The organism is Streptomyces sp. DH37, assembly GCF_029813835.1.
Taxonomy (GTDB): domain Bacteria; phylum Actinomycetota; class Actinomycetes; order Streptomycetales; family Streptomycetaceae; genus Streptomyces.
This window is the reverse complement of sequence record NZ_JARVKV010000013.1, coordinates 36,459-57,980: the sequence shown is the minus strand read 5'-3', so window position 1 is coordinate 57,980 and position 21,522 is coordinate 36,459. Positions and strand designations below refer to the sequence as shown.

At 74.4% G+C, this 21,522-nt stretch carries 13 protein-coding genes; 11 read left to right on the top strand and 2 right to left on the bottom strand.

Going from position 1 to position 21,522, the window contains the following annotated elements; all coding sequences use genetic code 11:
- Positions 1-99: 99 nt before the first annotated feature.
- Positions 100-633 carry a hypothetical protein gene (locus tag QC029_RS09880; protein WP_279555153.1) on the bottom strand — a complete coding sequence of 178 codons (534 nt, stop codon included), beginning with the start codon at positions 631-633 and terminating at the stop codon, positions 100-102.
- A gap of 383 nt (positions 634-1,016) precedes the next feature.
- On the opposite strand from QC029_RS09880, the gene QC029_RS09875 reads away from it, so the two are divergent.
- The 3 genes from QC029_RS09875 to QC029_RS09865 are packed head-to-tail and all read left to right on the top strand — an operon-like array spanning position 1,017 to position 3,998.
- On the top strand, positions 1,017-1,775 hold the full coding sequence (locus tag QC029_RS09875) for an alpha/beta fold hydrolase (protein ID WP_279555152.1): 759 nt from the start codon (positions 1,017-1,019) through the stop codon (positions 1,773-1,775).
- Position 1,776: 1 nt separating this feature from the next.
- Complete coding sequence (locus QC029_RS09870; protein ID WP_279555151.1) at positions 1,777-3,150, top strand: hypothetical protein; 1,374 nt, start codon at positions 1,777-1,779, stop codon at positions 3,148-3,150.
- Positions 3,147-3,998 (top strand): class I SAM-dependent methyltransferase, encoded by an 852-nt coding sequence (locus QC029_RS09865; protein ID WP_279555150.1) that lies wholly within the window; start codon positions 3,147-3,149, stop codon positions 3,996-3,998. Before QC029_RS09870 ends, QC029_RS09865 begins: the two co-directional genes overlap by 4 nt.
- A gap of 294 nt (positions 3,999-4,292) precedes the next feature.
- On the opposite strand, the gene QC029_RS09860 is transcribed toward QC029_RS09865, so the two are convergent.
- Positions 4,293-5,111, bottom strand: coding sequence for an SDR family oxidoreductase (locus QC029_RS09860; RefSeq protein WP_279555149.1), 819 nt, complete (start codon positions 5,109-5,111; stop codon positions 4,293-4,295).
- A gap of 300 nt (positions 5,112-5,411) precedes the next feature.
- Between QC029_RS09860 and QC029_RS09855 the strand changes: the two genes are divergently transcribed.
- The 8 genes from QC029_RS09855 to QC029_RS09820 all read left to right on the top strand — a co-directional run bounded on the left by QC029_RS09855 (position 5,412) and on the right by QC029_RS09820 (position 21,480).
- A complete protein-coding gene (locus tag QC029_RS09855; protein WP_279555148.1) occupies positions 5,412-6,557 on the top strand; it encodes an SDR family oxidoreductase in 1,146 nt (381 codons plus the stop codon).
- A 67-nt stretch (positions 6,558-6,624) separates the two neighbouring features.
- The gene (locus QC029_RS09850; RefSeq protein WP_279555147.1) at positions 6,625-14,034 is read left to right on the top strand and encodes a type I polyketide synthase; all 7,410 of its coding nucleotides are present in this window, start codon (positions 6,625-6,627) and stop codon (positions 14,032-14,034) included.
- Positions 14,035-14,042: 8 nt separating this feature from the next.
- A complete protein-coding gene (locus QC029_RS09845) occupies positions 14,043-14,921 on the top strand; it encodes an ATP-dependent sacrificial sulfur transferase LarE (protein ID WP_279555146.1) in 879 nt (292 codons plus the stop codon).
- Entirely contained in the window at positions 14,918-15,694 is a 777-nt protein-coding gene (gene larB / locus QC029_RS09840) for a nickel pincer cofactor biosynthesis protein LarB (protein ID WP_279555145.1), read from the top strand. The genes QC029_RS09845 and larB overlap by 4 nt, the downstream gene beginning before the upstream one ends.
- Positions 15,691-16,965 (top strand): nickel pincer cofactor biosynthesis protein LarC, encoded by a 1,275-nt coding sequence (larC, locus tag QC029_RS09835; protein WP_279555144.1) that lies wholly within the window; start codon positions 15,691-15,693, stop codon positions 16,963-16,965. The genes larB and larC overlap by 4 nt, the downstream gene beginning before the upstream one ends.
- Before the next feature lie 92 nt (positions 16,966-17,057).
- The gene (locus QC029_RS09830) at positions 17,058-19,202 is read left to right on the top strand and encodes an HAD-IB family hydrolase (protein ID WP_279555143.1); all 2,145 of its coding nucleotides are present in this window, start codon (positions 17,058-17,060) and stop codon (positions 19,200-19,202) included.
- Positions 19,199-20,776 (top strand): lactate racemase domain-containing protein, encoded by a 1,578-nt coding sequence (locus QC029_RS09825; RefSeq protein ID WP_279555142.1) that lies wholly within the window; start codon positions 19,199-19,201, stop codon positions 20,774-20,776. Before QC029_RS09830 ends, QC029_RS09825 begins: the two co-directional genes overlap by 4 nt.
- Positions 20,773-21,480, top strand: a complete 708-nt coding sequence (locus QC029_RS09820; RefSeq protein WP_279555141.1) for a lysophospholipid acyltransferase family protein — start codon at positions 20,773-20,775, stop codon at positions 21,478-21,480. Before QC029_RS09825 ends, QC029_RS09820 begins: the two co-directional genes overlap by 4 nt.
- Positions 21,481-21,522 lie beyond the last annotated feature (42 nt).

Here is a 21,522-nt window from a genome sequence, read left to right as displayed (position 1 = left end):
GGGAGGGCTCAAACGGCGGGCCGCTCGCGTCCCGGACCCGCGCGGCGGACCCGGGCACCCGGGTCCGCCGCGCCCGACGGATCGGCGGTATGGGCGGCTTCAGACGACGGTGAGCGTCGTCACCCCGGCCGCGCCCGTGACACCGGTGGTCAGACACAGCAGCAGTCCCGGCTGCGGAAGGGTGATGACCTGGGTCGCCGAGCGGCCCTGGAAGCGGCCCTGGACGACGGTCCCGGTGAGTGTGGTGACGACCTGCCCGGCGACCGCGGTGCTGCTGCCCTCGGCTTCGACGACGCTGGTGTCGCCGGTGCTCCACGTGAAGGTCCGAAGACCCCGGAATCCGCCGAGCAGGTCGTTGCAGCCGGCGTGGAGGGCGAACCGCTCCCCGTACGCCCCGCTCGTCACCTCGCCCGCGCCGTCGACGCACGAACCGAGGTGCCCGTCGGTGGTGACGTCGATGTCCTGCGGCTGGAAGGTGACCCCCGGACTGTAGGCGACGGACTCGGTCCCCTGGCACTGCAGCAGTGCGAGTGGTTCCGCGCGGGCGGGCCCGGCGGCCAGGGCGCCGGTGCAGAGCATGGTGACGGCGGTTGCCAGAACTGCCGAGCGTGCCCGTGCTCTCATGACGGACATGAGGCGGCCTCCTTCGGGGTGGGCGGCGTGCACGGGGAAGATGCCCGGCACGCCCGTTCGTGAGACGAGCGCGCGGGAGCGGTGCCGGAGGCAGGCGGGGCCTCGTGCGCTGCCCCTGTGGAAACCGCGCTGGGTGACGCCTCCGTTTCCCCGCTCCACGCCTTGCCGCCCAGGACACGGGTGTGAGTCAGTGGACCGTGCGGGCGGCAGGCGGGATGCGGACTCCCGCGCGTTTCCCCACGCGGACGATCTCCCCGGAGCCCGGACCCCCGGAGCGCCGCGTCGGCTTCGAACCCTGGAGTGTGATGGATCCACAGGAGAGCGGCACACTCGCGGTACCGGGCGCGAGGCTTCACTTCGAAGTGCGCGGGGAAGGGCCGCCGGTGCTGCTCATCGCGGGCGGCAACTCCGACGCGGCCGTCTTCAGGCGCCTGGCCGCCGCCCTGGCCGCGGACCACTGCGTCATCACGTACGACCCGCGCGGCAATTCGCGCAGTCCTCTCGACGGTCCGCCGACGGACCAGCGGATCGAGGAGCACGCCGACGACGCGCACCGCCTGCTCGATCACCTCACCGGGCCCGACGAGCCCGTGCACGTCTTCGGAAGCTGCTCGGGCGGCCTCGTCGCGATCGAACTCGCCGTCCGCGGCCAGGCCCGGATCCGCTTGACGATCGCCCACGAACCGCCCGCGATGGGGCTGCTGCCGGACGCCGAGGACCACCTGGCGTTCTTCGAGGACGTCCACGAGACGTTCCGCCGCGAGGGCGTGGCGGCGGCCATGAGCAAGCTCCAGCTCGTGTTCGGCGACGGGCCCGCGCCGGCGCTGCCCGAGGCGCACGACAACACCGCGTTCTTCCTGGCCCACACCGTCAGGCCGGTCACGCGTTTCGTGCCCGACCTCACCAGGCTCGCGCCAGTGGCGGACCGGATCGTCGTGGCAGGCGGTCACGACTCGCGCACCCACGCCGTCCACCGGCCCGCGGTCGTCCTCGCGGAGCGGCTCGGCCGTGAACGGGTGCTGTTCCCCGGCGGCCACGTCGGCTACGCGAGGTACCCGGCCGAGTTCGCCAGGCGACTCGCCGGGGTGTTCGCGCTCCCGTCCGGCGCGGTGACCTCGGGCCGCACCGGTGGGGGACGCTGACATGCGCATCGTGATGGGGGCCCAGAACTGCGGTTTCGGCCCGGTCTCCGAACTCGTCGCGGTCTCCCGGCTGCTCCCCGGCTCCGAGCGGGTGTTCGTCGGCGGCGGCGTGGCGGCGACGTTCGCGCGGCGCAACCCGGACGCCTTCGACGTCATACACGAGACCGGCGGGACGCGCGGGAGGACCGGAGCCGCGGTGATCGACGGCCTGCTGGAGACCGGTGACCAGGTGGTCTCGGTCATGGACGCCGAACTGGCCCTGCGGTCCGTCGTGGCGCGGCGGCCGGTGGTCATGGTGGACAGCCTGTTCGGCTTCTGGCGGCTCACACGGCCGTTGGCCCGGATCCGCGACCTGTGCGCGAGCATGCCGCGCTCCTCCTACGCCGCGGCGGACCGGCACCTGGCGGCTCTCTCACCGCACGAGCGCATCGTCGCGGCACACCTGCTCGCCACGCACAGCGTGGTGCAGAACTTCCCGGGCGTCCCCGAGCGCGCGGCCGAGTTCGCCGCTCTCGGCCCCGGGCCCGCGATCCACCTGACCGGCCCGATCGTCGACCTCGAAGGACTGAGGAACACCCCCCGCGACGCCGAACCGGAGCACGACCTGCTGGTCAACATCGGCGGGTTCAAGAACTTCCTCCTGGACTTCGACGTCAACAACGACTACCTGCGCCTGCTCCACCGCTGGATCCCCGACCTGCTGCGCGACTGGCCCCGGTTCCCGCGCGTTCTGGTGTGCGGCGGCCCCTTCGGCGGGCGCGGGGAGCGGACCGTCTCGGTTGCCGGCCGACGGGCCGACTGTCGCCTCCTGCGGCAGCGCGACCTGCTGCGGGCGGTGGCGAGCACGCCCGGCTACCTGCTCGCCCCAGGACTCACGGCACTCCACGAGTCGTTGGCCCTCGGACGGTTGCCGCTCGGGATCCACGAGCAGCACTACGCGCACGTCTACACCCTGCGCCGGCTCGACGGCACGCTCTTCGGCCGGAACGCCGGCCGGTTCGCGGACGTCCTGCCGCACCACCGGGTGCCCGAGGACGACTTCGCCGGGACCGCGGCGCTCGTGGAGATCGCCGGCCGCGTACGGGAGGACGACGAGCTCTACGCGGCGTTCCGCGGAACGCTCAACGAGCGGATCGAACACCACCTCTCGCTCACCCCGGAGCGGCGGCGGCACGGCGTCGAGGAACTGCGGAAACTGCTCGGCGGCGAATCGGTCCACGCGGTGCTGACCAGGATCCTCCCCCTCGGAGCAACGGGTGACGGCCGACGGGCCCCGGCCCCGTGGGAACGGCCGGACCGGTCGGCCGCTGCGGCTCGCACCACACCCGGCGCGCGCCGGGCAGCGGAACCTCCCCCCTGCCTGGAGGCGGATTGAACACCTCTGAGGAACCGGGCCACGCGGCCTACTTCGCTCTCAGGAACCGGCTGCTCGGCCCCCTGCGCAACCGCGTCCTGACCACGGACCAGTTGTGCGAGGCGGGCCGCCTCATGTGCGGCCGCCCCGAGAAACTGTCCCTCTACGGCGTCCCCGCACCCGAGATGGAGGCCCGAGGGCTCCGCATCCTGGGCCGTACCGCTGTCGAGTGCACCAAGGACCCCCATCCCGTGGCCGTCGCCGACGCCATCGCCGAGATCGAGGCCGACGCTCCCGAGGCCGACGGCGAGGCGATGGTCGTCGACCTGTTCTGCGGTTCCGGGAACTTCGGCCACCACCTCGGCCGGCGCCTGGGCCGCCCCGTGTACGCTTCCGAACTCGACCCGGTCGTCCACGATGTCAGCCGACGCAATCTCGACCGTGTCGGCTCCGCCGTCGACCTCCGTCTGGCGGACTACCGCGACCTGCTCGGCGTGCTGCCCGCCCGCAGCGAGCGCGACGTCTACCTCGTGGAGCCCGCCTGGGGCCCGGCCTTCACCCCGGACGGTCTCGACCTGACCCGCACCTCGCCCCCGGTGCCCGAGATCATCGGGAACATCCACCGGTCCCGCGACCGCGTGCCGTGCCTGGTGGTGATCGAGACCAGCGACCGCGTCCTGCGCGGCTCCCTCGAATCCTCGCTCCGGGACGCGGTCCGTCTGCGCACCCTCGTCCCCGAGCCGTTTCCACCCCACCGCACCGGCTCGCGCTTCCACCTCTATCGCCTCGGCAAGCGCCGGGCCCGAGCGGGGCGGGCCGTGGGAGGCAACGGCCCGAGCCCCCCGGCACGTCCGGGCGAGGACCGATGAGGCGGACGGCAGCGACTCCCGACCCCGCGCTCCTCCCGCTCTCCGCCGAAGCCCGGCGGCCGTTCTCGCCGCGCATCTGCCCCAGCGGGAGGCCGGCTGCCGTGCACGTGGCGAAACCGCCCGTCCACTGGGCGACTCCGTGGGGACCCGGGGCCTCCCGGGCAGTGCTGCTGAGGACTTGGTGGGGAGCGGTTCCGGTGCCCGGACCCGGCGCCCGCCGTCCACGGGGGACATCGAAGCGCACTCGGGCGGATCGAGGTGGAGGCCCACCGCGTCGCGGACCTCGCCGACGGTTCACGTGGGCTTCCGGAAGCGGCCGGTGCGGGGATGCCAGAATCCGCTCGGCGCCGAGAAGTCCCATGCCAGGGGGCGCAGGAGGAGGCGCGGGGAGTGGCGCAGTCCCCAGGCCGCCAGCTTGTACCGCACGCTGGGCACGCTGACGTTCCTGCCGCGCTCCAGGTCGCGCAGTGCGGCGGCCACCACCCGGTCGGCGTCGAGCCACATCCAGCGGGGCAGGCCCGTCAGATCGATGCCGGAGCGCTCGTGCAGTTCGGTGCGGGTGAAGCCGGGCAGGAGCGCCATGACCCGGACACCGGCCCGGCGTACCCGTGCCGACCCGCCCACCGCCTCGGAGAAGGCGAGCACCCACGACTTGCTGGCCGGGTAGGTGGTGGCGAGGCCGCCGGGACCGTGCGCGCTGAACGAGGCGACGTTGACGATCCGGCCCGACCTCCGCTCGATCATGGCGGGGAGGACGGCATGAGTGAGTCGCAGCACCGCGTGGACGTTCACCGCCAGCATTCGCTCCTCGTCGGCGCCGTCGGTGTAGGGGAACGGCTCCCTCAACATGATCCCCGCGTTGTTCACCAGCAGGTCGACGGACGGTGCCGCGGCGAGGCGGTCCTCGACCGACCGGCAGCCCCCGACCGTGGACAGGTCCGCGGCGAGGGCCTCCACCCGGACGCCCGCCTCCCGCCGCAGGTCCTCGGCGAGCTCCTCCAGACGGTGCCGCGTACGGGCGACGACGATCAGATCGTGGCGTGTCCGGGCGAGACGCCGCACGAAAGCCCTGCCGATGCCCGAGGTGGCGCCGGTTACGAGGGCGATGGGCATGACGGCCTCCTGGGAGTCGGGCTTGCGCGGTTCCGCCGGGGAAGGGCGGGCGGGTCGTGTGCGGGCGCGGGAGGGAAGCCGTCGGTCCCGGCGTCGTGGCGGTGGGGGCGGGCGGGTACGGGCAGGCGGCGGACTCCGGGGCCGGCGACCCGCGACGGCTCGGGCGCTCGGCCTCCGTTCGGGGCGCGAATCGCTTCCCGGCGGGCGAACCATACACATAACTTGGCGAAAACATAAAGTAATCGGTTAATTCCAAAGAGTGATTGATGTTCTTCCGGGAACCGGTCCATGCTGCTCCGCGTGACCACACTGCTCACCGGCGCCACCGGATTCCTGGGCTCGAGGCTCCTGCTCGGTCTGCTCACCACCCGTGGGCGGCACGTCACCGTACTGGGCAGGGGAGCCGCCTCCGAGTTGCGGTTCCGGGTCCTCACGACACTGGAGAACCTCGCGGGAGGCGGAATCGGCGCACGGGCCCGTTCGCGGCTGCGCTGCGTCAGCGGCGACGTCACCCGGCCGTGGCTCGGCCTGGCGCCCGCCGTGTACGGGCGCCTGGCCCGGGAGGCCGAGGCGATCTGGCACTGTGCCGGGGACATCGCGCTGACGGGGGAGCGCGAGCGGCTGTTCCGGGCCAACGTGCACGGCACCGAGCGCATCCTGGAGCTGGCCGAGTCGGCCCCGCCCGACTGCCGGCTGGTCCACATGAGCACCGTGGCGGTGGCGGGCGGTCGCCGAAGGGGTGTGGTCGCCGAGGAGAACCTCACCGACGTGTTCGGTTTCGAGACCCACTACGACGAGTCCAAGTACCGGGCGGAGACGCTGGTGCGGGACTGGGCACGGCGACTGGGCCGGTCGGTCGTCGTCCTGCGCCCCAGCATCGTCGCCTCCGACGCGGCGCACCGGGAGGGGATGCCGGGGCACCCGCTGCGCGTCCTGGGCGACATGATCGACGCCATCGCCCGGAACGGCGCGCCCGGGATCCCTCCGGCGGTGTCGCGGCGCCGGGGCGGGCCGGAACTGCGGTTGAGGCTGCGCGTGCCCGCGGACGCGGAGTTCAACATCGTTCCGGACGGCTACGCCACGGAGGCGATGCTGCGCATCGGCCACGACGCGGCCACGGAGGACCTCGGCCGCGGTGTGCGGACGTTCCACGTCGTGCACCCGGAGGAGACGGCGATGCGGTTGATCGTCGAAGCCGTCGAGGCCCGCCACCCCGGCCTCAGGCTCGACTGCGTCGGCGACCTGCCGGACCCCACGCCGGCCGAGCGCTTCGTCGTGGACCACCTGCCGGGATTCCTGAGCTACTGCCACCACAGGCGGACCTACGGCCGCGGGTCGGCTGCCGAGTGGACGAGCGGACTCCCCGATCCGGCGCCGGTCGACCGGGGTTACCTGGCGAGGGCCATGGGCTTCACCGGGGCGGCTCCCACGCCCGGGACCGGATGACCGCAGACATGTGAACACCCGCCACACCCCGCGCGCCCCTTCCCCTCTCACGACCCCTGGAGGCCCCGTGTCCCGCTCCCGGCAGTCACTGCCTCCGCGCGCCATCGCCGTCGTCGGCGCGGCCTGCCGCCTTCCCGGCGGCATCCGGAACCTGGACGATCTCTGGGGGGTGCTGGTCATCGGCCGTGACGTGGTGACCACCGTTCCCGAGGACCGCTTCCCCGCCGCCGACTTCACCGACGCAAGGCGTCGGCGCCCCGGCGTGAGCTATTCGGCGGCGGGGGGCTTCCTCGACGACATCACGGGCTTCGACACCTCCTTCTTCACCGGCATCTCCCCGCGCGAGGCGTCACGGATGGACCCCCAGCAGCGGCTGGTGCTGGAGCTGGCGGTCGAAGCGCTCGACGACGCCGGAATCGACCACCGGAGCACGGCAGGCTCCGACACCGCCGTGTTCGTGGGCTGCTCCAGCCGGGACTACGGCGAACTGCAGTCCTGCGCCCCGCACACCGGCAACGCGTACACCATCACGGGCATGGCGGTCTCCAACACGGCCAACCGCGTCTCCCACTTCTTCGACTGGCACGGACAGAGCACCGTCGTGGACACGGCGTGCTCGTCGGCGCTGACGGCCCTGCACCAGGCGTGCGAGCACCTGCGCTCCGGACGCTCGCGGGCCGCGCTGGCCGGTGGTGTCAACATCCTGATCAACCCCCAGGGGTTCGCCGGTTTCTCGGGCGCGTCGATGCTCTCTCCCAGCGGGCGGTGCCGAGCCTTCTCCGCCGAGGCGGACGGGTTCGTCCGATCCGAGGGCGGCGGCCTCGCCCTGCTGAAACGGCTGGACGACGCGCTTGCCGACGGCGACCGGATCCACGGCGTGATCGTCGCGGGCGGCACCAACAACGACGGCCGCACTTCCGGGCTGGCCCTGCCCAGCGCCGAGGCCCAGGAAGCGCTGCTGCGCGAGGTGTACGCCGAAGCCGGACTGTCGCCCGACGACCTGGCGTACCTGGAGGCGCACGGTACCGGTACGCCGGTGGGCGATCCCGTCGAGTGCGCGGCCGTCGGCCGCGCACTGGGGACCGGCCGCTCCACCGGCGCCCTGCCGATCGGCTCGGTGAAGAGCAACATCGGCCACCTCGAGGCCGCCTCGGGCATGCCCGGGGTGTTCAAGGCGCTGCTGGTCCTGCGTCACGGTGGGATCCCGGCCACCCCGCACGCCCAGCCGCTCAACCCGCACATCGACTTCGCGGGCCACAACATCAGGCCCGTGGTCGGCTTCGAGGAACTGCGGACCGGCGGACGGCCGTACGTGGGCGTCAACTCCTTCGGTTTCGGCGGTGCCAACGCCCACGTCGTCCTCACCGCACCCCCCGAACAGGACGCGGAGCCGGCTCCCGGACCCGCCGGCCGACTTCCGGTGGTGGTCTCCGCCCGCACCCCCGAGGCACTGCGGACCGTCGCGGAGCGGATGGCGCAGCACTTGGAGCTGACCGACGCGTGCGACTTCCGCGACGTGTCCTACACCTCGGCCGTGCGCCGCGCGCGCCACGAGCACCGCGCCGCCGTGCTGGCGTGCGACCCCGTCGAGGCCGCGGAGGCGCTCCGTGCGGTGGCGAACGGCGCGGTCCCCGCCGTCCCGGCCGCGTCGGGCAAGGTCGCGTTCGTCTTCTCGGGCAACGGCTGCCAGTGGCACGGCATGGGGGTGGAACTCCTGCGTGGCGAGCCGGCCTTCCGGCAGGCGGTGGAAGCCGTCGACGCGGAACTCGCCCCCCGGCTCGGCTGGTCGGTCGTCGAGGAGCTCACCGCGCGGGAATCCCGGCTCCACCTGACCGAGGTCGCCCAGCCGCTGCTGTTCGCCGTGCAGACCGGCCTCGTGCGGCTGTTGGAGGCGTACGGCGTCCGGCCGGACGCCGTCGTGGGTCACAGCGTCGGCGAGATCGCCGCCGCCCACGTCTCCGGCTCCCTCGACCTGGCCTCCGCCTGCGCGGTCGTCGCCGAGCGCAGCCGGGCCCAGGCGCCGACCGCGGGACGCGGCCGGATGGCGGCCGTCGGCCTGCCGTGGGAGGACGCCCGGAAGGAGGTCGCCGCCCGCACGGGCCGTCTGGAGGTGGCCGGGGTCAACACCCCCACCGACGTCACCCTCGCCGGAGACCCGGCTGCCTTGGCCGAGCTGGGCCGGGACATGGAAGCCCGTGGCGTCTTCTTCCGCGAACTGGATCTCGACTACGCCTTCCACAGCAGAGCCATGGACGGCATCGGGGAACCGCTGAAGGCGGCCCTCGCCCGGCTGCGTCCCGGCGCCCACCGCACCCCGCTCGCCTCCACCGTCACCGGCGGCTTCGTCGAGGGCGAGGAACTGGACGCGGACCACTGGTGGCGCAACGTGCGCGAACCGGTCCTGTTCGCCGACGCCGTACGGGCGCTGGCCGACGACGGCTGTGGCCTGTTCGTCGAGATCGGACCACACGCCGTGCTCGCTCCCTACCTGAAGAGGCTGGTCACCGCGGCGGCGGTGGTACCGACCTGCCACCGGGACCAGGGCGGCCCCGAGGCGGTACGCCGGACGGTCGCGCACCTGCTCGCCGCGGGGGTCCGGACCGGTGACGACCTCTTCCCGCGCCCCGGCCGGGTCGTCACCCTCCCCTCGTACCCCTGGCAGTACGAGCGCCACTGGAACGGCTCGCCCGACGGGTGGGTCCGGGTTCCGCAGGACCCGAGTCTCGTCCACCCGCTGCTGGGCCGCCGCGTGGCCGTCGCCGAGCCCGCCTGGCACCAGACCCTGAGCAGCCTCCGGCTGCCCTGGCTGGAGGACCACCGGGTCGGCGGGGCCGCGGTCATGCCCGGCACGGCGTACCTGGAGGCGGCCCTCGCCGCCGGGCGCGCCGCCTTCGCGGGCGCCGTCGAGGTCACCGACCTCGACATCGTGCGCGCGATGGTCGCGCCCCGCGACGACGCGACCGACGAGGTGGTGCTGCAGACCTCGCTGTCGGAGGAGGACGGCGTGGTCCGCATCGCCTCGCGCGTCGGCACCGCGGCCTCCTGGCAGACGCACGCCCGCGGCCGGGTCCGCCGCCTGGCCGCCCGGCCGCCGGACCCCGTCGACCTCGGCGCCGTACGCGAGCGGCTGGACCGGGCCGGCACCCCGGTGGACGCGGCACGCCACTACGAGGAGGCGGCACGGGCCGGGTTGGAGTACGGCCCGTCCTTCCGGGTGCTGACCCGGTTGTGGGCGGGCGAGGGCGAGGTGCTGGCCGAGTACGGCCGGGAACCCTCGGCGCGCGACGACGGCTACGAGGCCCACCCCACCGTGCTCGACGGCGCGCTGCAGGCGGCCTCCCCCCTGCTCACGGCCCTGTCCGGCGGCCGGGCGTACGTGCCGACCGCCATTGCGGCGGCGCGCGTGTGGGACCGGCTCCCGGACCGCGGTCTGATCCACGCGCGGTCGGTGTCGCACGGACTCCGGGACGCCGTCCTCGACCTCACCGTGGCGGACGGGGACGGCCGGGTCGTGGCGGAGTTGGCGGGGTGCCGACTGAGGGGTGTCGCGGCCGGCCGGACCGAGGAGCTCCAGCAGGTGACGCAGGTGCTGCGGGCCGCGCCCCGCGAGGGCGACCACCAGGACGGACCGGTCCCGTTCCCCGCGCCGGCGCGTCTGCTCCGCGCGGTCACCCGGAGCGCGGAGGGGAAGGAACGACAGGACGACCGCGGTTCAGCGGACTCCGCTTTCGTCCCGCGGATCAAGACCGCGATCGGCCACTGGGCCGCGCACACCTTCGCCCGGCTGCTTCCCGGGGCGCGGGAGTTCACAACGGGCGACCTGAGGGCCGCGGGGGTGCGGCCGCGGTACGACCGGTACGTCCTCCTGCTGACCGGTATGGCGCAGCGGGCGGGCCTGCTCGAACGGACGGGCACGCCGGGCCGCGAGCGCTGGCGCCTCACGGGCACGGCCCGGCCGCTGGATCACGTGCGCTCCTGCGCGGAGGACTTCCCGCGATGGATCTCGGCCATCGCCGTCTACACCCGGTGCGGCACCTGCCTGCCGCAGATCCTCAAGGGTGAGACCGACCCCCGGGAGGTGCTGTTCGCCGAGGCCGACCGGCACCTCGTCGAAGCGCTCTACAACGACACACCGGACATGCGGGCCCTCGGCCGGCACGCCCGGTCCCTGCTGACCGAGGCGCTCAGGACATGGCCGGCCGACCGTCCGCTGCGCGTGCTGGAGGTCGGCGCGGGCACCGGCGGCACGACGGCCGTACTGCTCCCGGCGCTCCCGCCCCACCTCACCCGGTACGTCTACACGGACGTCTCCGAGGGCTTCTTCCCCCGGGCGCGGGCCCGCTTCGGCGCCCACGACTTCGTCGAGTACCGGACCCTGGACCTGGAGCGCGATCCGGTGCGGCAGGACTTCACGGAGGGGAGCTTCGACCTCGTCGTGGCGGCGAACGTGCTGCACGCGACCAGCGACCTGAGCGCCACGGCGCGCCGCCTCGCGGCCCTGCTCGCGGACGGCGGCCACCTGCTCGCCCTGGAGAGCCATGACGAGGAACTCCTCGGCCCGTGCTTCGGCCTCCTCGACGGCTACTGGGCCCTCGCCGACCACGGCCTGCGCACCACACCGCTGATGCCCCACACCGGATGGGCCCCGCTCCTCGAACGGTGCGGTTTCGACGAGGTGGTCCGGACGGGGGAGGCCGTCGGAGGGGACGCCTACTCCGTGCTGTGCGCCCGCCGCGGCCCCCGGCCCGCCGGGGCGGAGCCGGGGGCGGCACCACCGTCCCCGGCACCGGGCCGCTGGGCCGTGGTGGCCGAGCGGCCGGACGGCGCCCTCGGCCCGGCTCTCGCCTCGTTCCTGACCTCCTCGGGCGCCGAAGCCGACGTCGTGGACCTCTCGGGCCTCTCCGGCACGTGGCAGGACCGACTGCCACTGGGGGAGGGCCGGCCGGACGGCGTGGTCCTGCTCTTCGACGCCCCGGCGGGGGAGGAGGAGGCCCAGGCCGTCACGGTGCGCAGGGCCGGACTGGTCCGGGCCGCGGCGGACGCCTGCGGTGCCGCACGGCCGGACGGCGGGGGCGCGCTGTGGCTGGTGACCGGGGAGACCGGGCTGTTCCCGGAGCCGGCCGGGGCCGGGAACCCCGCAGACGCCGCGGTGTGGGGGGTCGGACGCGTGCTCGCCAACGAGCGACCGGGACTGGCGGTCCGCCGGCTGTCCCTGGAGCACTCCGCGGACCCGGCCGGGGACGCCGGACGGATCGCGCGGGAACTGCTCGATCCCACCGATGACGACGAAGTGGTCCTCACCCGCCGGGGCCGTTTCGTGCCGCGATCGACGGACTGCGTGCCGCCCGCGCGGGAGGAGGACGGCACCGACCGCCCCTACACCCTCCGGCTGCGCGACCCCGGGCTCGGGCACCGGCTGGCGTGGGTGCCTGCCGAGCCGCCGACGGCGGGCCGGGGCGAGGTGGTCGTCCGGGTGCGGGCCGCGGCGCTGAACTACCGCGATGTGATGCTGGCCGCGGGGCTGCTGCCCCCCGGCGCCGAACCACCGGTGCCCGGCGGGCCGGCGCTCGGTCTCGAGTGCGCCGGGGACGTCGTCGCCGTCGGGCCGGGAGTGGTGGAACCCGCCCCGGGGGACCGGGTGTTCGCGTTCGGCCACGGCACGCTCGCCTCCCACGTGCGGGTGCGGACCGAGCAGACCGGACGCATCCCCGACGGCATGGGCTACAGCGAGGCCGCGACCCTGCCGGCGGTGTACCTCACCGTGCAGCACAGCCTCGAGGATCTGGCCCGGCTGGCGCCGGGGGAGACGCTGCTGGTGCACGGCGGGGCCGGCGGGGTCGGTCTCGCGGCGCTGCGGTACGCCCGCGGTCTGGGAGCCTCGGTGATCGCCACGGCGGGCACCCCGGCCAAGCGGGACCTCCTGCGCGCGCTCGGCGCCGAGCACGTCCTGGACTCCCGCAGCCTCTCCTTCGCCGACCGGGTGAGGGACGTCACGGAGGGCCGGGGCGTCGACGTGGTCCTCAACTCCCTGGCGGGCGAGGCCATCGCGCGCGGGCTGGAGTGCCTGCGGCCCGGTGGCCGTTTCGTCGAGCTGGGCAAGCGCGACATCCACGGCAACCAGCCCATGCTGCTGCGCCCGTTCCGCGACAACCTCTCCTACTTCGCCGTCGACGTCATCCGGCTGGCCGCCGACGCGCCGCAGGCGGTGGCCGAGGCGTTCGCGAAGGTGGCGCGGAGGGTGGCCGCGGCGGAGTACCGGCCGCTGCCGCACCAGACCCACCCGGCCACCGGCGTCGAGGAGGCGCTGCGCGGTCTGCGGCACTCCCGGCACCTCGGCAAGGTCGTCGTCGTCTTCGACGAGGCCGAGCCGGTGCGCGTGGAACGACCCGACGAGCCGCTGCGCCTGGACCCGGACGCCACCTACCTCGTCACCGGCGGCCTCAGCGGCCTCGGAGCGGCCACCGCACGGTACCTCGCCCGCCGCGGCGCGGGCGCGCTGGCACTCGTCGGCCGCCGGGGCGCGGCCTCGCCCGAAGCGCCCGCCCTGCTCGACGAACTCTCCGCCCTGGGCACGCGGGTCCGGGCGCACGCCGCCGACGTCACCGACGCCGGGGCGATCGAGGCGATCCTCGCCGAGGCGGACGCCGCCGGCCGGCCGGTACGAGGCGTCGTACACGGTGCCATGCACCTCGACGACGCACCACTGCGGGAGATGACGGCCGAACGGTTCGCCACCGTCCTCGCGGCGAAGACCCGCGGCGGCGACGTGCTGCACGCGCTCACCCGCGACCGGCCGCTCGACTTCTTCGTCGTGTTCTCCTCCCTCGCCGCCCTTGTCGGCAACCTCCACCAGGCTCCCTACGCGGCCGCCAACCTCCACCTGGAGTCCCTGGTGCGCGCGCGCCGGGCGGCGGGGCTGCCCGGCCTGGCCATCGCCTGGGGCGGCATCGGCGAGACCGGCTACGTCGTGCGCAACCGGCTCACGGAGAACATCGCGCGCTCCGGGCTCGGACTCCTCCCGCCGGACACGGCCTGCGCGGCACTCGGCCGCTTCCTGAGCAGGGAAGCGGTCTCCGGAGCGGTCGGATACGTCGACTGGGACCGGATGGGCAGGATCCTGCCCGCGCTGAAGGCGCCGCGGTTCGCCGGCCGGCGGAGGGGAGCGCAGGCCGACTCCGGTCGGACGGCGGCGGAGGACTTCAGGGAGCGGTTCGCCGGGGCAGGTGGCGAGGAGGAGCGGAGAGCCCTCATCGGCGACACGCTCACCGCCCTCACCGCCGCCGTGCTCCAGATGCCCCCCGAGCGGGTGGACCGCGGTGCCAACCTCGCCGACCTCGGCCTGGACTCCCTGATGGGCATCGAGCTCAAGGCCGGGCTGCACCGGGTGTTCGGCTGCGACCTTCCCGTCATGGAGCTGATGGCCGCCGGCAGCGTCACCGGCCTGGCAGACCGCCTGCACCGGGCACTGAAGGAATGAGGACCCCCATGCCGATGCCCCCGACCGATCCGACCGATCCGACCGCTTCCGGCGCCGCGAACGCGCTGCTCGCCGAGGTGGGCCGCCTGGACAGCGTCGTCGTCGCCTACTCCGGAGGCGTCGACTCCACGCTCGTGCTCGCCGCCTCCCTGCGGGCCCTGGGCCCGTCCCGCACGCTGGCGGCGACAGCGGACTCGCCCGCTCTGGCCCGGGACGAACTCACGCTCGTCCGGCGCACGGCGGCGGAGCTGGGCGCGGAGCTGGCCGTCCTCACGACGGACGAACTCGCTGTGCCCGGCTACCGCGCCAACGCCGGCGACCGCTGCTACTTCTGCAAGCGGACCGTGCTGGCCGCGGTGTCGGAGCTGGCGGCGGCCCGCGGCTACGCCCATGTCGCGACCGGCACCCACCGCGACGACCACCGATCCGGGCACCGGCCGGGGCTGCGCGCCGCGCGGGAGCGGGGAATCGCCGAACCCCTCGCGACCGCGGGGCTGGGCAAGGCACAGGTCCGGGCCGTCGCACGGGAATGGGGGCTCGCCGCGGCCGACAAGCCGGGCACCCCTTGCCTGGCGTCCAGGATCGCGGTCGGCGTGCCCGTGACCCGGCAGCGGCTGGAGCTCGTGGAGCGCGCGGAGGCGGCCCTGCGGGAGTTCCTGGGCGATCTGCGCGCACCCGTGCGCGATCTGCGCGTCAGGATCCTGGCCGGGACCTTCCGTGTCGAACTCGACGCGACCGCCCACCGGTGGCTGGCCGGACGGCCCGAGCAAGGGGCCGAGCTGCTCGACCGGATCGGCCGGACGGTAGGGCTCGGGGGCGGCGTCCTCGAGCCCTACCGTCCGGGTTCCGTGAGCACGGCCGCGTCGCCCGGGGGAGGTCCGCGATGACCGGGGACACCGACCTCGCGGACCTGCTGGACTGCGAGACGCACCGCACCGGGGACTTCGCCCGCCTCGACACCTCGAGACGGCGCCGCACCGGCGTGCCGGAGGTGGTGTTCGCCCCGTCGAAGACACCTGAACAGACGCTGCGGCTCCTCACCGGCCTGCGCGAACGCGACCCCGGATCGCCCGCCCTGGCGACCCGGTGTCCGGACGAGGTGCTCGACGCGGCGCCGGCCCACTTCGCGGACACGGGGGAACCGGTCCTGGTGGACCGCGTCGCCCGGACCGTCACCGTCGGCGAACTCCCGCCCGCACGCGGCACGGTGGCCGTCCTCACCGCGGGCACCGGGGACCTCCCGGTGGCCCGTGAGGCGCTGACCACCCTCGCCGTGCTCGGGGCCGGGGCCGTGCTCGTCGACGACGTCGGGGTGGCGGGCATCGGGCGGCTGTTCCCGCACGTGCCCCGGCTGCGGGGAGCCGACTGCGTCCTCGTCGTGGCGGGCATGGACGGCGCCCTGCCGAGCGTGGTCGCCGGACTGCTGCGGGCCCCGGTGGTCGGCGTGCCGACCAGTGTCGGTTACGGCGTCGCCGCGGGCGGCCTCGCCGCCGCGGCCACCATGCTCTCCTCCTGCGCCCCCGGCCTGACCGTGGTGAACATCGACAACGGCTTCGGCGCGGCCGCGCACGCCGCCAAGATCGTGGAAGCGGTGCACGGCACGCCGTCCGACGGCGGTCTCCCACGCGCCGCGCCCACGGACGTGGGCGGTGACCGGTGAACAGGACGGATCACGCACCGCGCGTCCCCGCCGCCCACCTGGACTGCACCGCGGGCGTGGCGGGCGACATGCTGCTCGGCGCGCTCGTGGACGCGGGCGCCGGTACCGGCGCCGTGGTCGACGCGGTGCGTTCCCTCAAGGTGCCCGGCCTCGGCGTCTCGGTCGGACGCGCCCGCCGCGGCGGCCTCGCCTGCACGCGGGTGACGGTCGCCCGGCCCGCCGCGCCCGACCGCGCCCGGCGCCTGGCGGACGTCCTGGAACTGCTCGCCGGCGCGGACGGCGTCACGCCCGCCGCCGCCGGCGCGGCCCGTCGCGCCTTCGAACTCCTCGCCGCCGCCGAGGCCCGGGCGCACGGGACGACTCCGGACCGGGTGCACTTCCACGAGGTGGGGGCGTACGACGCACTCGCCGACGTGGTGGGCTGCGCCGCGGCGCTGGACGAGCTCGGGCTGCTCGCGGAGCACGCGGTGGTCACCTGCTCCCCGTTGGCGGCGGGCAGCGGGATGGTCCGCTGTGCCCACGGCCCGATGTCCGTCCCCGTCCCCGCCGTCCTCCACATCGCCGCGCACGCCCGCCTCGAACTGACCCGTGGTGACCTGCCGGGCGAGCGCACCACACCGACGGGGGCGGCGCTCGTCGCCGCCGTGGCCGCTCCGGGCCCGATGCCGTCGATGACCGTGCACGCCGTGGGCACGGGCGGTGGGAGCCGCGACACCCCGGACCGCCCCAACGTCACCCGGATCGTCCTGGGCGAGACCACGGCGGCCCCTCCCGGGCCGGCCGAGGACGACGTCGTGGTCCTGGAGACCACCGTCGACGACCTCGACCCCCGGCTCTGGCCGTCGGTGCTGGACGCGCTGCGCGAGGCCGGAGCCTGGGACTGCTGGACCACCGGCATCGTCGGCCGGCACGGCCGGCCGGGCAGACTCGTCACGGCGCTCTGTTCACGACAAGTGCGCCAGGCCGTCTCCGACACGCTGCTGCTGCACACCACCACGCTCGGGGTGCGGTGGACGACGTGCCGGCGGACGACGCTGCCCCGCCGCAGCGCCGTCGTCTCCATCGGACCCGCGGAACGGCCGGAGCGGGTGTCGGTGAAGACGGCCGAGCGTCCGGACGGCACCGTGACCGCGCAGCCCGAACTGTCCGACGCGGAACGGGCCGCCAAGTCCCTGGGGTGGCCACTGCGGACGGTGTGCGAGGCGGCCATGGACCGCTGGCGCCGGGAACACCGGACCGCGGACGTCCCGGACCCCCGGAGACGGGGGTGACGACGGTGACGGGTCCGGCGCGCCGGGAGCCCGACGGAACGAGCGACACGTCCCCCGAACGCCCAGGCGAACCCTCAGGGAGCCGCACCTCCATGCCCCGTACCTACCGCGCCCGAGACCTCGCGGGAACCCACGTCCTGGTGACCGGGGCCACCGAGCGCATCGAGATCGCCGTACTCCACCGCCTCGTGACAGCGCACCCGGACACGTACGTCAGCGTTGTGCTGCCGCCGGACGGGCCCGCCGCGCGGAGCGACCCCTCCACCCGGGACGACGCGCTCGCCCCGCTGCTGAGCCGGAAGGCGTTCGGACCGTGGCGGGACGAGGTCGGGGCCGGACCGGCGATGGCCGAGGCCCGCCGCCGCGTGAGGGTGCTCGCGGGACGTCCGGGAGACGTCACGCTGCCCGCCGGGATCGACGTCGTCGTCCACTGCGCCCCCACCGGTGGGCCGGACCGGCCGCTCGGCGCCGTGTACGACGAACAGATCACCCCGCTGGTCGCCCTTCGCGGGCAGTGGCCGCGCGGACGGCTCGGACCCCATCTGGTGTACGTGTCCCAGGCCGGTTTCTCCGGTGCCGAGCGCGGGCTCGTCCGCGAGACCCGGCTGGAGCACGACCTGGACTGGCGTCGCGAGGTCGCCCTGGCACGCGCTCTCGAGGACGACGCCGAGCGTCTCTCGCGGGCCCCCGGGAGGTCGCGCCGGACGCGCCGTGCCGCCGAGCGCGCCCACCGGGGCGCGGGTCCCCTGATCGTGGCGCAGGAGGCGGAGGCGGCGCGCAGGGCCTGGGTGGAACGACGGCTGGTGGAGCGGGGCCGGGCCCGCGCGCGTGCCCTCGGCCACCCCCACGCGCAGTCCCTCGCCGCCGTGCTGGCGGAGCGCGCCACCGAGGAACTGTGGCGGTCGCACCCGCTGACCGTGCTGCGCCCGGCACCGGTGGGCCACGCCCTCCGCCGCCCCTACCCGGGCTGGTCCGAGGGCAGGACGAGGGCCGTCCCGCCGGTCGCGGCCTTCGTCCTGCTCGACACGGTGGCCGGCTCCGACGCCACGGTGCTCGACACCGTGCCCGCCGACCTGGCGGCCGACGCGGTCCTGGCCGCGGCCGCCGCGCGACCCGGCCCGGACTCGCCCCACTACTTCCACCTGGGTACGGCGACGACCCGCCCCCTGACCCTGGGGGAGTTGCGGGCCGTGCTGCGGACCCCCTTCCCCACTCCCCGGTGGCGCCCGCCACGGCGGCGACCGGAGCTGCCGGGTGTGTACGACCCGGCCGGGGTCCGCTATGACGACACCGAGCTGACGGCTCTGAGGAACGCGCTCCCACAGCCGCGGACGCACCTCTTCGACCCGGGTGTGATCGACTGGCGACGCCACCTGGCGGCACGCGAGACCGCGGACATGGTCGAACGGCTGCACGCGCCGGTCACGAGGGCGGTCCCGACCACAGGATCCCGCCTCCCGGTGGCGAAGGAGCCGACCGCGGCCGTCTTCGACCTGGACGGCACCATCGCCGCCTCCGACCTCGTCGAGTCCTACCTGTGGACACGGCTCGCGGGCCTGCCGCGCCGTGCCTGGCCGGCCGAGTTCGCGGACCTGGTCCTCAACGCACCGCGCTATCTGCTCGCCGAGCGGGCCGACCGGGCCCGCTTCGTCCGGGCCTTCCTGCGCCGTTACGCGGGCACGGACGAAGCCGCCCTGCGGCGACTGGTGGGGGAGGCCGTCGGCAACGCCCTGCTGCACCGGGTCAGACACGAGGCGGTTCGACGCGTCCGTGCGCACCGGGCGGCGGGACACCGCACCGTGCTCGTGACCGGCGGCCTCGAACTGCTCGCCGAGCCGCTGCGCCCCCTGTTCGACGACATCGAGGCGTGCCGCATGCGGACCCGCAACGGCGTCATGACCGGGCAGGTGGCCGCACGACCGCCCGTCGGTGAGGCGCGAGCCGACTGGCTGCGCCGCTACACGGCCGAGCACGGCCTGGACCCGGCCCACGTGTACGCCTACGCGGACAGTTACTCGGACCGGGCGCTCCTGGACGCGGTCGGCCACCCGCATGCCGTCGATCCCGACCCGCGCCTGCTCCGGCACGCCCTGCGGAGACGCTGGCCCGTACTGCGCTGGGGCGCCCACACCGCCACCCGGTGGGAGGCGCTGGCCGTGGCCGCCGGCGGAGCGGGCGAGCGGGGAGCGCGGGCGAGGAACCACCGATCCCCGGACGGAGAGGAGGAGTCACCGTGAGCACACCAGGGTTCGTACTCGACGTCGACGAACGCACCCCGCCGCTGGTGCTGTTCGAGGGGGAGGGGATCCGCGCCGAGCGCTTGCCGGTGGGCAGCAGGGTGGTCTACCCGCCGGCCTCGCTTCCCGGCATCCGCGACCTCGACGCGGCCATCCGCGACGCGCTGCTGCACCCGCACGGCATCGAGCCCCTACCCGAACTCCTCAGACCGGGCATGCGGTTGACCGTGGTCTTCGACGACGTGTCCCTGCCCCTGCCGTCGATGCGCCGCCCCGACGTGCGTGGACGGGTCATCGAGCACATCCTCGAAATCGCCGCCCGACGGGGGGTGGAGGACGTCGAACTCATCGCGGCGAACGCCCTGCACCGCCGGATGACCGCCGCGGAACTGCGGCACGTCGTGGGGGACCGGGTCTTCCGGCACCACTTCCCCCACCGACTGCGCAACCATGACGCGGAGGACCGGGACAACCTGCTCCACCTGGGCCTGACGGGCGCCGGCGAGGACGTCGAGATCAACCGCAGGGCGGCCGAGAGCGACCTCCTCGTGTACGTCAACGTCAACCTGATCGCGCTGAACGGCGGCCCCAAGTCCGTCTCCGTCGGCCTGGCGAGCTACCGCAGCCTGCGCCACCACCACAACACGCACACCCTGCGGCACTCACGCTCCTTCAACGACCCGCCCAACTCCGCCCTGCACCACTCCTTCCACCGCATGCTGGACGTGATCGGCGGCCGACTGAAGATCTTCACGGTCGAGACCACGGTCAACGGCGACTCCTTCCCCCCGTCCATGGGTTTCCTCACCGGTCACGAATGGGAGTGGAGCCTCAGCGACCGGATCGGCTTCCTCGGCGTCCGGCACGGCAACCGGGCTTTGCCGCCGAGGCTGCGCCGCCGCCTGCTGAACTCCATCAGGGCGCCGTACGGCGTCACGGGCGTCACGGCGGGCACCCCGAGCGCGGTCCACCCGATCACCCTGGCGAACGTGCACCGCCAGCAGGTCACGCCCGTCCGAGGCCAGTCCGACATCGGGGTGTTCGGGGTGCCCTACGTCGGCCCCTACAACGTGAACTCGATCATGAACCCGGTGCTGGCGATGTGCATGGCCCTGGGCTACCTCTTCAACTTCTACCTCAACAAGCCGATCGTGCGGCAGGGCGGCGTCGGCATCTTCATCCACCCGCTGACGCCCGACTTCCACCCGGTGCACCACCCCAGCTACATCGACTTCTACGAGGAGGTGCTCACGGAGACCACCGACCCGGCGCGGATGGAGGCGGTGTTCGAGAAGAGGTTCGCGGAGGATCCCTGGTACATCCACCTCTACCGGACCGGCCACGCCTTCCACGGTGTCCATCCGCTCTACATGTGGTACTGGGGGGCCCACGCCATGCAGCACCTCGGCGACGTCATCTTCGTCGGCGGCGACCCGAAGGTCGCGGCCCGGATGGGATTCCGAGCAGCGCCGACTCTCTCCGACGCCCTGGAGACGGCCTCACACACCGTCGGCACCAGTCCGAGCATCACCTGCCTGCACACCCCGCCCATCACCATGGCGGACGTCCGGTGACAGCACCCGGCGACAAGCGGGCCCTGCCGCTCCCCGCCGCCTGGGCCCGCTCGGTACCGGCGAGAGGGGTGCGGGCGACCGTGCACCGGATCCTCCTCAAACCGTACGCGTGGGTCTGCGCCCGGCCGACCGTCGAGGGTGCGGAGCACCTCGCCGCACTCGCCACCCCGGTGGTGTTCGTGGCGAACCATGCCAGCCACCTCGACACACCGCTGATCTTCGGAGCTCTGCCGCGGAACATCGCGTCCCGGCTGGTGGTGGGAGCCGCCGCGGACTACTTCTTCGGCTCCCCGCTGACCGGAGCGGCCACGGCGCTCCTCTTCAACGCCTTCCCGGTGCAGCGGGGCACTCCGGGCCGCACGGGGCCGGGAGGTCACGCGGTGCGGGGAGCGGCCCGGCGCCTCCTCGACGAAGGGTGGCACGTCCTGCTGTACCCGGAGGGCACCCGCTCCCGCGACGGACGGCTCGGGGCGTTCGGCACGGGCGCGGCCCGGCTGTGCCTGCAGGCCGGTGTGCCCGCGGTGCCCGTCGCACTGACGGGCACCCATGCCGTGATGCCGCGCGGAACGCATGTGCCGGTTCGCGGCGCACCGCCCGTCTCCGTGCGGTTCGGCCGGCCGATCCGGGCCGCACCCGATGAGAGCGCTTCGGACTTCCGCGACCGGATGAGGGAACGCGTCCGCGTGCTGCAGCGCTCCTCCTGAACCGTGGAACGGCCACGGACCTCCAGCCCCACCGCCGGGCCG